Annotated in this window: 15 protein-coding genes; 4 read left to right on the forward strand and 11 right to left on the reverse strand. The window is 54.7% G+C overall.

Going from position 1 to position 13,373, the window contains the following annotated elements:
* Nucleotides 1–10: 10 nt before the first annotated feature.
* Both ACZ1HF_RS05320 and ACZ1HF_RS05325 read right to left on the reverse strand, forming a co-directional pair.
* Entirely contained in the window at nt 11–1,306 is a 1,296-nt protein-coding gene (locus ACZ1HF_RS05320; protein ID WP_472658982.1) for a DNA-packaging protein, read from the reverse strand.
* Complete coding sequence (locus tag ACZ1HF_RS05325) at nt 1,278–1,652, reverse strand: hypothetical protein (protein ID WP_472656528.1); 375 nt, start codon at nt 1,650–1,652, stop codon at nt 1,278–1,280. Before ACZ1HF_RS05325 ends, ACZ1HF_RS05320 begins: the two co-directional genes overlap by 29 nt.
* Nucleotides 1,653–1,953: 301 nt before the next feature.
* Here ACZ1HF_RS05325 and ACZ1HF_RS05330 point away from each other — a divergent pair, with 301 nt between their 5' ends.
* Nucleotides 1,954–2,385 (forward strand): GNAT family N-acetyltransferase, encoded by a 432-nt coding sequence (locus tag ACZ1HF_RS05330; RefSeq protein WP_472656529.1) that lies wholly within the window; start codon nt 1,954–1,956, stop codon nt 2,383–2,385.
* Between the two features lie 16 nt (nt 2,386–2,401).
* On the opposite strand, the gene mltG is transcribed toward ACZ1HF_RS05330, so the two are convergent.
* A complete protein-coding gene (gene mltG / locus ACZ1HF_RS05335; RefSeq protein ID WP_472656530.1) occupies nt 2,402–3,559 on the reverse strand; it encodes an endolytic transglycosylase MltG in 1,158 nt (385 codons plus the stop codon).
* Nucleotides 3,560–4,819 carry a beta-ketoacyl-ACP synthase II gene (gene fabF, locus ACZ1HF_RS05340; protein ID WP_472656531.1) on the reverse strand — a complete coding sequence of 420 codons (1,260 nt, stop codon included), beginning with the start codon at nt 4,817–4,819 and terminating at the stop codon, nt 3,560–3,562. It abuts the gene before it with no gap.
* A 934-nt stretch (nt 4,820–5,753) separates the two neighbouring features.
* Here fabF and ACZ1HF_RS05345 point away from each other — a divergent pair.
* Nucleotides 5,754–5,936 (forward strand): hypothetical protein, encoded by a 183-nt coding sequence (locus ACZ1HF_RS05345; RefSeq protein WP_472656532.1) that lies wholly within the window; start codon nt 5,754–5,756, stop codon nt 5,934–5,936.
* Between the two features lie 91 nt (nt 5,937–6,027).
* Here the strand turns inward: ACZ1HF_RS05345 and ACZ1HF_RS05350 are convergent, their stop codons facing one another.
* From ACZ1HF_RS05350 to ACZ1HF_RS05370, 5 genes are all read right to left on the reverse strand, one after another.
* Complete coding sequence (locus tag ACZ1HF_RS05350) at nt 6,028–6,750, reverse strand: CE1 family esterase (RefSeq protein ID WP_472658983.1); 723 nt, start codon at nt 6,748–6,750, stop codon at nt 6,028–6,030.
* Between the two features lie 284 nt (nt 6,751–7,034).
* Nucleotides 7,035–7,268 (reverse strand): acyl carrier protein, encoded by a 234-nt coding sequence (locus ACZ1HF_RS05355; protein WP_472656533.1) that lies wholly within the window; start codon nt 7,266–7,268, stop codon nt 7,035–7,037.
* A gap of 253 nt (nt 7,269–7,521) precedes the next feature.
* Nucleotides 7,522–8,259, reverse strand: a complete 738-nt coding sequence (gene fabG / locus ACZ1HF_RS05360) for a 3-oxoacyl-ACP reductase FabG (RefSeq protein WP_472656534.1) — start codon at nt 8,257–8,259, stop codon at nt 7,522–7,524.
* A gap of 24 nt (nt 8,260–8,283) precedes the next feature.
* Complete coding sequence (gene fabD, locus ACZ1HF_RS05365; RefSeq protein ID WP_472658984.1) at nt 8,284–9,225, reverse strand: ACP S-malonyltransferase; 942 nt, start codon at nt 9,223–9,225, stop codon at nt 8,284–8,286.
* Between the two features lie 64 nt (nt 9,226–9,289).
* Complete coding sequence (locus tag ACZ1HF_RS05370) at nt 9,290–10,021, reverse strand: hypothetical protein (protein WP_472656535.1); 732 nt, start codon at nt 10,019–10,021, stop codon at nt 9,290–9,292.
* A gap of 154 nt (nt 10,022–10,175) precedes the next feature.
* Here ACZ1HF_RS05370 and ACZ1HF_RS05375 point away from each other — a divergent pair, with 154 nt between their 5' ends.
* Nucleotides 10,176–10,970, forward strand: a complete 795-nt coding sequence (locus tag ACZ1HF_RS05375) for a cytochrome b (RefSeq protein WP_472656536.1) — start codon at nt 10,176–10,178, stop codon at nt 10,968–10,970.
* Nucleotides 10,940–11,419 (forward strand): YceI family protein, encoded by a 480-nt coding sequence (locus ACZ1HF_RS05380; protein WP_472656537.1) that lies wholly within the window; start codon nt 10,940–10,942, stop codon nt 11,417–11,419. Before ACZ1HF_RS05375 ends, ACZ1HF_RS05380 begins: the two co-directional genes overlap by 31 nt.
* Before the next feature lie 350 nt (nt 11,420–11,769).
* Here the strand turns inward: ACZ1HF_RS05380 and ACZ1HF_RS05385 are convergent, their stop codons facing one another.
* Both ACZ1HF_RS05385 and ACZ1HF_RS05390 read right to left on the reverse strand, forming a co-directional pair.
* Complete coding sequence (locus ACZ1HF_RS05385; RefSeq protein ID WP_472656538.1) at nt 11,770–12,339, reverse strand: DUF1877 family protein; 570 nt, start codon at nt 12,337–12,339, stop codon at nt 11,770–11,772.
* Between the two features lie 310 nt (nt 12,340–12,649).
* A complete protein-coding gene (locus ACZ1HF_RS05390; RefSeq protein WP_472656539.1) occupies nt 12,650–13,273 on the reverse strand; it encodes a helix-turn-helix domain-containing protein in 624 nt (207 codons plus the stop codon).
* Nucleotides 13,274–13,373 lie beyond the last annotated feature (100 nt).

Below are 13,373 nucleotides of genomic sequence, written 5' to 3' on the forward strand. Positions count from 1 at the left end.
TTTCGTCACATCAAAGGGACCGCATCCGCGCCTGCCCCGCTCTCGATCCCGCCACCATCAACTCGGTCACGGCCCAGACCAGCGCATCCACCCGGTCCGGGCTACCCCGACCCTGATAGCCACGGTTGGTCATCTTGCACATCTGGTCCTCCAGATTGCCCAGATCACCGAAATGCTTGACCCGGCCCTGCTCGTACAAAGCTGCAACCGGCTCTGCCCGTGCCACCTTGCCGCGCGTGGCCCGTACCGCGGCATAGGGCGTCAACGGAGACACCTGCCGCAGCAAATCTTCCACCAGATCACCACCCTGATTGACCTCGGCCACGACCTTATCCGCGCCGTGTCGCTCATAGGCCGCCACGACCGCCTCCGCCCATTGCAGCGTCGACGCGCGTTCAACCGTCGCATCCTCAATTACGGTCGCGCGCCAATCGGTCCGCTCCCCGGTCAACTCAGCACCGACAACCACGATACCGCAGGCATCCGCCGATTTGCCCGAGGTCACTGACGGGTCTACCGCCACGACGACCCGATCAAACTCCGGCAACTTCGTTACCCGGCAAGCCTCCAAGGTCGCCGTGGTCCAAAGCGCCCCTTCGACATCCTCCAGCAGCAGCCCGTCCAGCTCCTGTCGTGCCAGCCGCGACCCGGCATAACGCGCCCGCACCTCTGTTAGAAAATTCTCTGCCAGATTGTGCCGGTTTGCCTCTGTCTTGGCATGAGTCATCACCGTCGACGGCGCGTTCAATATCCGCTTCAACACCTCCACATTCTTCGGTGTCGTCGTTACCACCTGCCGGGGATGCTCCCCCAACCGCAGGGCGAACTGCAGCATGTCCCAGGCGGCCCCACCATTGCTCCATTTCGCCAGTTCATCCGCCCAGGCCGCATCAAACTGAGGCCCCCTTAGCCCTTCCGGGCTCGATGCAGAATACGCCTCCGCAATCGCCCCGTTGGGCCAGACCAATCGCCGTCGCGTGGACTGCCACTCCGGCTTACGACCGTTCGGGCAACACGCCATGATCCCGCTATCGCCAAAGATCATCACGTCACGCACCTGATCAAACGTATCACCCACCAGTGCCACACAGCGCGCACGCCCCTCATCAAGCGGCCCCTTGCCTTCAACCATGGACCGGACCCATTCAGCCCCGGCTCGTGTCTTGCCAGCGCCGCGCCCGCCCATGATCACCCAGGTTCGCCAATCACCTTCAGGCGGCACCTGATGGGGCAGCCACCAGAAGCGAAAATCCCACAATGCCCCCAAAGGCACATGCTTACTGACCTCGTTCAGCAACTCCTTCAGCACTGTAACGGGAATGGAGCTTAACAAGCCGATCCAAGAATTCGGCCCGAATGGCTTCAAAGTCAATCGCGTCGTATCCGGCGACGCCTCCACGGGATTGTATGTGTTTTTCAAGCCTGTTCTCCTGCTCAATCGACAATTTAACCAAAGTTTCCAGATCGCTTTTCAGCATCTTACCCAGCTTCTTGTCGCAGCCTTCACCGACTTTGATCCTTTTCCACTCCTCCCGAATTTCGTCCTTCAACTCCCGCATCATCAGGCCCAGCGCCTGTAAATCTTCTGTCAAATCTTCTGACCTCTCGGACAGGGCCGAAACGTCTCCCTCAAGAGGGTCCTCAATACTCATGTCTAAAATCTGCCTCTCATGCCCTCCGCACGAGTGAGGAAACAAAAAAGCGGCGCCAGATCATCTGATCCGTGCCGCTTGCCCATTTCTTCCAGCTTGACAACTTCTTGCCAGAGACCGTTCGCAAAGTCAAGGAAAATCGACCTCGAAAGCTCAGAACGGTGTTTATTAACAATGGGTTAACGGGAAATGAACATCCAGCATAATCACACCAAAAACATAGACAAGCCCCGGAAATTACACGGGTTCTTTCCTTCTGAGGTCCCCCATTCTATACCAAATATCATTACGGAGGCCCAAGATGATACGACCAGCCCAGCATCGAGACCTGTTCGAAATCAAGAAATTTTCGCATCTGGTGCATGCTTCCTATGTCGCCCATGCGACTCATTTACCCGCGCCGGTGATTCCCGATTTCAGCCGGGAGATAGATCAACATCACCTCTATATCGCGCGGATACACACGCTCAAAGGCTATATTGTCTGCTACCCACATCTTGGCACCTATCATATCGACGCCATAGGTGTCCCCGATGAACACAAATCCCATGATATCTCCAGACAGCTTCTGCTCTTTGCCGAGAAAGAGGCTCTGCAAAACGATTGCAGCCGTCTTGCCCTTTGGAACGACGCCGCAATGGCGCGCCATATCGAATTTTACAAAAGTCAGGGCTTTCACGAAACCGCGCGGTTAAACGACCACGGACATGAGCGCGTCTATTTCGAGATGTAGATGTAGCTAAGGCCTACTAGTTAGCATTCCGCTGCGCTTCGATCTCACGCCACTTGGCGACGTTCTCGTTATGCTCTGCAATCGTTTCTGAGAACGCATGTCCGCCCGTCCCATCGGCAACGAAAAAGATATAAGGCGTCTCTTCCGGGTTCAGCGCCGCCTCGATCGAGGCCTTGCCCGGATTGGCAATAGGCGTCGGTGGCAGCGCCGGGATCACATAGGTATTGTAGGGCGTTTCCCGTCGCAACTCACTTTGCGTGATACCCCTGCCCAGACCATTGCTTTCGCCTAGCGTGATCCCATAAATTACCGTTGGGTCTGTCTGTAATTTCATACCCTGACGCAGCCGATTCACGAACACGCTGGCAACTTGCCCGCGCTCATCCGGCACCCCGGTTTCCTTTTCAATGATAGAGGCCAGAATCAACGCTTCTTCCGGACTTTCTAATGGAACATCCGGATCGCGCGCCTCCCAGGCCGCTGCCAGAATACGGCCCTGCGCCTGTGTCATACGGTTAACAAGCCCAGCCCGATCTGTCCCGCGCGCGACCTCATACGTATCGGGCGCTAAACTCCCCTCGACAGGGACTTCCTCAACCTCGCCATCCAGAAAATCAGCCGCCTTCAGCCCTTCGATGATCTGCCAGCTCGACAGACCTTCAGCAATCGCCACACGATACACAATTGGCGTTCCATCATTGACAGCCTCCGTATAGGCCGCAGGAATGGGCTCGCCTGCTTTGAACTCCGCCAAGATCTGTTCTGCCCCAGTCCCCGGCGTGCGCTCTCGAAAACGCATCTCAGCGCCGGAGTTGCGGATTACATAACTTGCCACGAATTGATACGTGCTAGGGATTCCCGATGTCAGGATCGCGCTGACCTCTTCCATCGTGGCCTTCGCCGGTATTTCATAGCTGCCCGCTTTCAATTGCGTCGCAAGGCCAGAATACTCAACGCCAACCCGGAAAATCAGATCATCCGCAATCGCATTCTTCTCTTCCAACTCTCTGGAAACAGCCCGCCATGTTGTCCCACTGGGCACCGCAAAGAAAATCGCATCCTCAAGCGGCCCTTCCGCGCGATATTTCGACTGCCCCCAGGCAATCACACCGCCCGCAACAAATAGGGCCAGCACAAGTAACGTCAGCGCATTCGAGGCGATAGATTTCCACATTTACGTGACTTTCCCCATAACCAGCGAGGCATTTGTACCGCCAAACCCGAATGAGTTGGACAGAGCCACGTTGATCTCCCGCTTCACCGGAGCATTCGCCGCAAGGTTCAGCTTCGGCTCCACAGCCGGGTTATCAAGGTTGATCGTCGGTGGCGCGATGCCGTCGCGGATCGCTAGAATGCAGAAGATCGCCTCAACCGCGCCCGCAGCCCCCAGCAAATGCCCGATCGAGGATTTTGTTGATGACATCACCGCATTCTCGGCTGCATCCCCCAACAAACGCTCCACCGCGCCCAGCTCAATCGTGTCGGCCATCGTAGAGGTTCCGTGGGCGTTGATGTAATCCACCGTCGACGGCTCTAGCCCAGCGCGCTTCAGGGCCGCAACCATGGCACGGTAGCCCCCGTCCCCATCCTCGGACGGCGCTGTAATGTGATAGGCATCACCCGACAGCCCATAGCCCAAAATCTCGGCGTAAATCTTCGCCCCACGCGCCTTTGCGTGCTCATATTCTTCAAGCACAACAACGCCTGCACCTTCACCCATCACAAACCCGTCCCGGTCCGCATCATATGGTCGTGACGCGCGGGCCGGATCATCTGCGCGCGCCGTGGACAGCGCCTTGCACGCATTGAATCCGGCGATCCCGATCTCTCCGATTGGACTTTCCGTGCCGCCAGCGATCATGACATCAGCGTCATCCAGCATAATCAGCCGCGCAGCATCGCCAATTGCATGGGCACCGGTCGAACAGGCCGTGACCACAGAATGGTTTGGTCCTTTGAAGCCATACCGAATACCCACCTGCCCCGAAACAAGATTGATCAAAGCGCCGGGAATAAAAAATGGCGATACCCGCCGCGGCCCGCGTTCCTTGATCAGCACCGCCGTCTCGGCAATCGAGTTCAGCCCGCCAATCCCCGAGCCAATCATCACGCCCGTGCGCAGCAGATCATCCTCGCCCTCAGGCTTCCAATTGGCATCCGTCACGGCCATCTCTGCCGCGGCCATACCGTAGAGGATGAAATCATCTACCTTGCGCTGCTCTTTCGGCTCCATCCAGTCGTCAGGATTAAACGTCGCGTCCGATCCATCACCGCGCGGCACCTCGCATGCATAACCCGTGCCCAGATGCGATGCGTCAAACTTCTCAATTGTCCGTGCGCCTGACTTGCCATCCAGCAAACGCTCCCACGTCTCTTCGACCCCGCAAGCCAAAGGCGACACCATTCCAAGCCCTGTGACAACAACCCGACGCATGCCCCTATCCTTCTTTTCATATCTCAAAGGTTTCCCAGAGTAATACACGCGTCACGACCCAAGGAGCAAGCCAAGACGCGCAGCTTTCTGCCAACCCGTTCACAAGACCATAAGCCGCTCTCTGCAAGGCCCGCGATTATCTGCGATAAGCGCAAATATAAAACGTAAGGCATGTTTGGGTTTACTGCCACAGCAGATATCCAGACGCTGAACACTCAATGGTGGGCTTGAGGCGACTTCAACCAGTGCTGCGCCGAAACAAATCTGGGTTCTAATGGTAAGGGGCAATTCAGAGTGGTGGTTAGATCATATCATAAACGGTATCAGGCTAGCTTTATGGCAATCAATACCCGCACTGTCGCCAGCATAACATGGTGCATCTCTCATCGACTTCCGATCACTACCAGCTCTCGGCAACAAACAGCCGACTTAAACAAAGCAACTATCAACGTAACTCCTTCGGTGACATAAAAAAATCTGAGTATATAAAATATAAAAACGGACAAAATTAATGATATTTAACTCTAGAAAATTAAGCCTTGTTTTTGCACTATTTGTTACGAGCACAAGCCAACAGGTGACTGCACAGACTTTTTCTAGCTTAACTAGGTACGACACTTTAGATTCTCCATTTTTCCAGACCATTTCTCTCGCTGGCACTGATCAAGACGGCAATGTTTACTTAGTTTGATACCGTCCAGGTTGGGCAGCTGATGGTTCACTTGATCCATCCAAAAGTAGCTGCATATTCGTCGAAACAAAGGACGATGCGGCTGAGATAGTAGAAGATAGCGATTGTTTTACAGGATTAGATGCGGCGACACTTACAGATCCGTTCTTTGTAAGCGGCGAATATTTCGCTGACAGGCTGCCTACTTATCCATCTCCAGATCCAAAATATATATCGCTTTCACAAGTAAAACCTGATTGCGATATGAAGTTGCGTTGGATTGCGAAAACCTTCTCCTCACAAAATGCTGCAGATCTTGAAAAAGAGGACGGTGCCTACACACTCAAAGCCGCAACTGGACCGACTTGGCTGATAACAAAAGTCGAAGAGTTTAATGACGGCGAAATTCAAACCTTCTACGAACTATCACACTGCCCTAATGCGTAGTGCATAAGCGGACATTACAGAAAATGCGTTTAACGGGGCTCCGTCCCGCACAACACTCATAACACCAAAAACATTTGGCATCTAAATAAACCTACTTGGCCGGGGCAACCCCCTTCTCAAACCAATCCTTTGCCAGATCCGTCCAGCCTTTTGGCAATCCATGACCCCCATCATGGATACACATTTTCAACGCCCCACCCTCACAGCTATCGCCCCAGTCCCGGCACCGGAAAACCTCGCCGATCTCAATATGGTCCGGGTTTGAGCGGCATTTATTCGTCGCCCGCATCAACCCCAAGCTCTCAAACAGATCACCCTGATGCCAATCCCGGATTGCGCGCCCCTCAAATGGCACCTGCGCATCCGCAAATCCGTGGATCTGCAACAGCCGCACCGGCCCGGACGGGCAGGCCTGATCAGGGACAGGTCGCCGCAAAGCTCCCGCAACCGAGACAAACCCCGCAAATCGCTCACTCGCATAGCAGGCCATCATCCAGGCCATCGAACCACCCGCAGAAAAGCCCGACACATAAAGCCTGTCCGCATCCAGCGGCACACGCCCAGCAACATCATCCATCACCCGTAAGGTAAACGCCACATCATCACGGCCCCCCTCAGACGGGCGTGCAGGCCATGCACGGGTCGTGCTGCCGGGCCGCATCGCACCGTTCGGCGCAATAATCAGATAGCCCTGATCGGCAAAACTGGCCCGCAAACTTCCAGCGCGAAAGACCGATGCCCCGGATGAATTATGCCCGTGGAAAAAGACCACTGCGGGCAATGGCGCTGCGCCATCCCAATCCTGCGGAAATATTAGGTGATACTCGCCCCCTCAACAGCGCAGGGCGCATCTTGTCCGCATATATCGCCTTGGGCCAAGAGAGGTGAGCACAGACTTAAAAACGCGGCAAACCCAATGAGAAATCGCATGAAACCCTCTGAATAATTGTCCCATGCCCAGAATGCATGCGACGCACGCCAAGTGTACCGTCAAATGCGTCTCTCGCAGAAACGTGACCCGCGACCGCAGACGTCACGCACAAAAAAACGGCACCCCGTCAGGAATGCCGTTCCAAAAACTCTTGTGGAAAGCCTGCTTTATGAAGCTTCCGTGATAAACTTTGTGGCGTCTCCAAATGTCTGGATCGTCTCAGCCGCGTCATCAGGGATTTCGATGCCGAATTCCTCTTCAAACGCCATAACCAGTTCAACAGTGTCCAGGCTATCAGCACCCAGATCGTCGATGAACGACGCGTTGTCTACAACCTTGTCTTCTTCAACACCCAAGTGCTCGACAACAATCTTTTTCACGCGATCTGCGATGTCGCTCATGATATGTATCCTCGTATTTGGTCGGGTCTGTCCCGGTCATGGAGTGGCCGTTCGGCCTGTTTATACGCCGCTCACGCAGCAACTGAAAGACCTCTCTTTCAGCAAATCTGAGCCGCCTATAGCATATCAAATGGGGAAGGCAAACGGTTATGCAACCCCACCCGGACGACATGACCCTATGCTGCATCGCAGTATTTCCAAAGCCACCGGAATTTCAAAGTCAAAGCAGTCTGGCTTGAGACGTCCCAACTCCTTAAATCATCGCCATCCCACCGTTCACATGCAGTGTTGTCCCAGTGACATAGCCTGCCTCGGCGCTCGCCAGATAAAGCGCTGCCGCTGCGATCTCGTCCGCCTCGCCCATCCGACCAGACGGGATCTGCCCAAGAATGCCGGATTTCTGATCATCCGTCAGCTTGTCGGTCATCGCAGTGGTGATAAAGCCGGGGGCGACACAGTTCACCGTAATTCCACGCGATGCCACTTCATAAGCAAGGCTTTTGGACAGGCCAACCATCCCCGCCTTGGAGGCTGCATAATTCGCCTGACCCGGATTACCCGTAGCCCCTACGACACTGGAAATATTCACAATTCTACCCCAGCGGGCTTTCATCATGCCGCGTAGAACGCCCTTGCACAGCTTGAAAGTCGAGGTCAGGTTCACGTCGATCACCGACTGCCATTCCTCATCACTCATCCGCATGAACAGATTATCCCGTGTGATCCCCGCATTGTTCACCAGAATATCGACCGAACCCGTCGCCTCCGCGGCCTGTTTTGGCAGCGCATCGACCGCTTCGAAATCACTCAGGTTACAGGGCACCACATAAGCACGGTCCCCAAGCTCTGCCGCTAAAGCCTCCAATGGCTCCACCCGAGTGCCGGACAGGGCCACCGTCGCACCCGCATTGTGCAGGGTCTTGGCAATCGCGCCACCGATCCCGCCTGATGCACCGGTGATCAGTGCATTTTTCCCATTCAAATCAAACATATTACATAGTCCTCTTAATGTATCTCAGGCATTCAGGGCTTCAACAGCTGCCGCAATGTCGTCCGGCGCGCCAATAGCCCGCGTTGCTACGTCCCTATTGATCCGTCGCACCATACCCGACAGCGCCTTGCCCGCGCCGATCTCCCACATCTCGGTGACACCTTCGCCTGCCATGAAGCTGACCGACTCGCGCCAACGGACAGAACCTGTCACCTGTTCCACCAGCAAGTCACGGATCATCAACGGATCACTGACAGCAGAGGCGCGTACATTCGCCACCAAAGGCACTTGGGGCTGTGTGATCTCTACCTTGCCCAAAGCCTCTGCCATGACCTGCGCAGCAGGTTCCATCAAGGCGCAATGAAACGGTGCGCTGACAGGCAGCAACACAGCCCGCTTCGCTCCCTTCTCCTTGGCGATCTCTAAAGCCCGCTCCACAGCGGCTTTATGCCCCGAGACAACCACCTGCCCCGGATCATTATCATTGGCTGCCTGACAAACCTCGCCCTGTGCTGCTTCCTCTGCCACGATGGTCGCCGTCTCAAAATCAAGCCCCAGCAGCGCAGCCATAGCCCCCACACCTACAGGCACAGCGTCTTGCATGGCCAGCCCGCGCGTGCGCAGCAGACGTGCGGTATCCCCGATGCTCAACGCCCCGGCAGCAGCAAGCGCAGAATATTCCCCCAATGAATGCCCGGCCACAAAAGACGCGGCCCCAACCGTGACCCCTTCGGCCTGCAATGCCGCCATAGCCGCCAGAGAGGTCGCCATCAGCGCGGGCTGCGCATTTTGCGTCAACGTCAGCACATCCTGCTCGCCCTCCCAGATCAGGGCTGACAGCTTCTCGCCCAACGCCTCGTCAACCTCGTCAAACACAGCCTTCGCAGCGGGATAAGTATCCGCCAATGCCTTTCCCATACCAATGGTCTGAGCGCCCTGCCCCGGAAATATGAATGCCCGCACGATTGTCCCTCCTTGATCTTTTGTTCAGGTCTAGCCGACCCGGCGAAGGCTCACAAGGATGCTGACCTTATTCCGCAACGGGCGGAACAATAACGTAGATTGAAGCGCTATCACCCTCCCCCGTGGCACACTTTATCAGAGCCAGTTGAATGTGCGACTGTTGCCGAACGGAATTGACTTTCTGTAGCCTGCCGACCTCGCACTCCTCCGGCTCATAAGGTCCTCGATAAAAAACATCCCTTGTCGCGATCGGGGCCATCCGCCCGTAATCTGGCAAAGCCTCTGCCGTTACGCTTATAGAATAAGCAATGTCGCTGAGCATTTGTTGCGTCGAAAGCTGGTATCGGCGCTGTCCATCGTGTGAAATTTCCAACAGCTCAGTGCTCAAAGACACCACGTCATAGTCAGTCAATGCTGTGTTACCTCTATCAGCCACCGACAATCCGTCATATTGCGCCAGAATTTCAAACGGGTTTACCGCATCCTCTAACTCTGAAACCGTTAGCTTTTCAACATACCCGCTGGGATCCCTCTCATAGTCCGGGGCGCGTTGCGTCCGGTAAACCGGCCAAATCTCTTCGTCCAGGCCGGATGCAATGCTCTTTACCACCAGATAAATATCACGCGTATCGCTGGTATAAAGGCCCATATTGTCGTTCGTTTTGCGCAACACAAAAACATAGGCCTCACTGATCCCAAAAACCTCATCATGAACCGTAATAATATCAGGCGGCGTCGCATTGGCTGGACCGCTCAGAAATAACATGAGCAAACAAAACAATCTTTTGGTAAATTTCATAGCTTCGCAAATCCTTGTGGAACTTGCACAAAATAGCAGTATGCGCACATTTTTCATAATCCAGAACCGTTTTCCTTGAAAGGCGTCATTTGACCGGTTGCCAGCAGGTTTGACCGGCTTATGCTGCAAAAACGCGACGTTTAGCGAGGTCCCGATGCTTACCAACTCTGTCACCACCTACGGCGCAGTGACCAAGTCGTTCCACTGGCTGATTGCTCTGCTGATCCTCACCATGATCCCGCTTGGCATCTACGCCAATGGTCTACCCTTTGACACGGGGGAGCAGTTGGCCCGCAAGGCGTGGCTGTTCTCGCTGCATAAAACCATCGGCGTGGCGATCTTCTTTACCGCCCTGGCGCGTATCACATGGGCCATCAGCCAGCCCAAACCAGGGCTGCTGAACGCCGACAAAAAGCTGGAAAGCTTTCTGGCTGAACTGGTGCATTGGCTGCTTTACGCCTCACTTATACTTGTCCCGCTGACTGGCTGGGTTCACCACGCCGCGACAACTGGGTTCGCCCCGATCTGGTGGCCTTTCGGGCAATCCCTGCCCTTCGTGCCAAAGGATGAGCACGTGGCGCAAACTTTCTCGTCCCTGCACATCATCTTTGAGCGTGTTCTGGTCGTTGCCATCCTGCTGCATGTTGCAGGCGCGCTGAAGCACCATGTTATCGACAAGGACGTGACCCTGAAGCGGATGTTGCCGGGGACGACGGAACCAGACGCTCTGCCTGCACAGCATAAATCGATGACGCCGGCCTTTGGCGCAGTTGGCATATACGCCGCAGCGCTGCTGATTGGCACGTCCCTTGGGCTGTTTTCCTCCCATGAACATGAGCATAGCCATGACCACAGCGAGGCTGCCCTGCGCCAGCATCTGCCTCTGATCCTACAGCAGTTGCAGAAAGCGGCTGGCAGGTGCAGGACGGCACGCTTTCCATCATTGTGAAACAATTGGGCAGTGACGTGGAAGGCAGCTTCTCTGATTGGAGCGCGGCGATTAATTTCGACGAAACGCCAGACGCAGATGGCAAATACGGAGACGTCGAGGTGCAGATCAGCATCCCATCCCTGACCCTTGGCTCTGTCACCGATCAGGCGTTGGGCACAGATTTCTTCGACGCAAGCGCGCACCCGACCGCCACATTCACAGCCGATATACGGGCGGATGACCCCGGCTATGTCGCCGACGGCACCCTGACCCTGAAAGGCACCAAGGCCCCCGTCACCCTGCCCTTTACCCTGACACTTGACGGCGACACCGCCACAATGACGGGCCAAACCACCCTGAACCGAACCGCCTACAACATTGGCGAAAGCTACAGCGATGAAAGCAGCGTGGCGTTTGATGTCGTGGTAAATATAGACCTGACAGCAACCCGAGCAGCCGCAGAGTGAGGGGGGCGTGGAATGGCAGATATTGGAACAGAGGACCATCCGCGAAATTTGCAGGCTTGCTCCGGCGTTCTGATCCCTTGAACGAGATCTTTTCCATCGTTCGATTTATGGGTGGTGCGGAAAGTTACGCAGCTTTGACACGATGGACTCGTTTTCTGAGTCCAACCATGTATGTCCGGCAGTTTTGGCTCAAACGTCACGCATTTTGATCTAACCCGGACCTTCATCCCGCTCTACGGCAAGGCCAGCACAGCGGACAAAGGGTGAATTCGCTGCGCTTGCGCGAATGACTGCTAAGCAGTCGCCAGTTAGTCTGGGTCAATGTCACAAGCGATCAAAGCAAAGAAGATTTATGACATGAATATGTAGGCGCTTAATGCGGCTGTCGACGCTTTTCGAAAAAAGTTCTTAATTTCATCAAAATTTAGACGCGCAATCCTTCGAATTTCTTCGATTGGCACGTTACCTTGCGAATAGCTGTAAATGTCCGCTTGCTTAACGATTTTCATGGTCAGGCCCTCGATAGCCGACGATATATCGAAGTCTTCCAGAAAAGTGTCAATGTCCCCACATTCCTCAGCAGATAGCAGTCTTGCAGGACCGTATCCGGAGCCTTCGCCGATTGACGTTCCACCGGAAGTGAGAAAAGAACCTATTCCACTTGCTATGAATAATCTCAGCAAACGTAAGCCGCCGATTCCTGTGAAAATTTGATCCATCAAGTGCCAGTCTTTACCCAGTGCTAGTCGGTCGAAAGGGTATTCATCTTCACTCAGAGTACGACTGATTTGAAGACCATGTGATGCAAGAAAATCATCCCGCGATGGCTCAATCTCAATCTCTTGTGACAACAAAGGATTGGAGCGTAGTTTATCTGAAAGCGAGGGCTCCAGCGCCACTAAAGTCAGATTGATACTCATGCTTACAGCCGTCCCTTTTGTGTCAGTGACAAGTAACATTGTCCGATCGAGAGTTCCTAGTCCTCAACTGTCGTCAATGCAGATCACAAAGATAGACATTCAGACACCCTGCAGCATTCGTCAATATGGGCTCGGAGTTGACATCTGACACTCTTTGTTAGGTCTTTGCGCTCTGCGATATGTGGGGGCTATAATATCCTCAGTTTCGTCAATAGTGATATTTCTACTGGTTGCAACACACTCTACGCGGTTTAATAATCAAGCCCAAAATCTTCCTTATCGTAAGCCGTCGAAAAAGCCTCCAAACCTTTCAAACCAGCGATGTCACCCATAGGATCAGCGCGTCCTCAGAGCTTGTGGAAACCACGTTATGGCCCATCGAGGCGTCGTAATAGGCGCTGTCGCCGCGTTTCATGTCAACGGGTTCGTAAAATTCGGTAAACAGCCGGATCGTACCGGTCAGAACATAAAGGAACTCTTCCCCGTCATGGCGGATCCAGCCGTCGAATTCGTCAAAAGATCGGGCCCGGATATAGGCACGATAGGGCAGCATGGTCTTTTTGGTCAGGGACGCGTTCAACAACTCATGCTCATAGGTCGGGGTCACATGGGCCTGACCGGATTGAGAGCGGGTCACATCCATGCGACCATTCACCTGCGCCTTTTTGGGCGGCGTGAACAATTGCGGCATATCAATGCCCAGACCTTCTGCCAGCTTCTTCATCAGCTCGAAGGTCGGGGACATCTGGTCATTCTCGATCTTCGACAGGGTCGAGCGCGCCAAACCAGCTTCCTGCGCCGCCTGCTCCAACGTCCAGGCGCGTTCTTTGCGCAGTTCTCGCACCCGTTGTCCCAGATTGAGCGGTTCAACAGGGCTACGGTCCCCGCTTTCGCGGGCAATACGGATCAGGCTGGGTTCTTTCTCACTTGGCATGACGCCTGTCATAAATCGAATGACCTGCCGCTGACAATGGGGATCGCGCCAGAAAGTCCCGCGTTGCGTATTCCATACCTTTACATTCCGCCAGCAGACA

The sequence above is a fragment of the Litoreibacter sp. GN1-5 genome, assembly GCF_055693805.1.

What these genes read in the sequence shown, in the direction of transcription:
- fabF (WP_472656531.1), bottom strand. Translation starts at nt 4,819, where the DNA reads ATGCGTCGGGTTGTTGTCACAGGGCTTGGAATGGTGTCGCCTTTGGCT.
- ACZ1HF_RS05345 (WP_472656532.1), top strand. Translation starts at nt 5,754, where the DNA reads ATGAAGTTGCGTTGGATTGCGAAAACCTTCTCCTCACAAAATGCTGCA.
- ACZ1HF_RS05385 (WP_472656538.1), bottom strand. Translation starts at nt 12,339, where the DNA reads ATGAGTATCAATCTGACTTTAGTGGCGCTGGAGCCCTCGCTTTCAGAT.
- ACZ1HF_RS05330 (WP_472656529.1), top strand. Translation starts at nt 1,954, where the DNA reads ATGATACGACCAGCCCAGCATCGAGACCTGTTCGAAATCAAGAAATTT.
- ACZ1HF_RS05375 (WP_472656536.1), top strand. Translation starts at nt 10,176, where the DNA reads ATGCTTACCAACTCTGTCACCACCTACGGCGCAGTGACCAAGTCGTTC.
- ACZ1HF_RS05370 (WP_472656535.1), bottom strand. Translation starts at nt 10,021, where the DNA reads ATGAAATTTACCAAAAGATTGTTTTGTTTGCTCATGTTATTTCTGAGC.
- mltG (WP_472656530.1), bottom strand. Translation starts at nt 3,559, where the DNA reads ATGTGGAAATCTATCGCCTCGAATGCGCTGACGTTACTTGTGCTGGCC.
- ACZ1HF_RS05325 (WP_472656528.1), bottom strand. Translation starts at nt 1,652, where the DNA reads ATGAGTATTGAGGACCCTCTTGAGGGAGACGTTTCGGCCCTGTCCGAG.
- ACZ1HF_RS05355 (WP_472656533.1), bottom strand. Translation starts at nt 7,268, where the DNA reads ATGAGCGACATCGCAGATCGCGTGAAAAAGATTGTTGTCGAGCACTTG.
- ACZ1HF_RS05390 (WP_472656539.1), bottom strand. Translation starts at nt 13,273, where the DNA reads ATGCCAAGTGAGAAAGAACCCAGCCTGATCCGTATTGCCCGCGAAAGC.
- fabG (WP_472656534.1), bottom strand. Translation starts at nt 8,259, where the DNA reads ATGTTTGATTTGAATGGGAAAAATGCACTGATCACCGGTGCATCAGGC.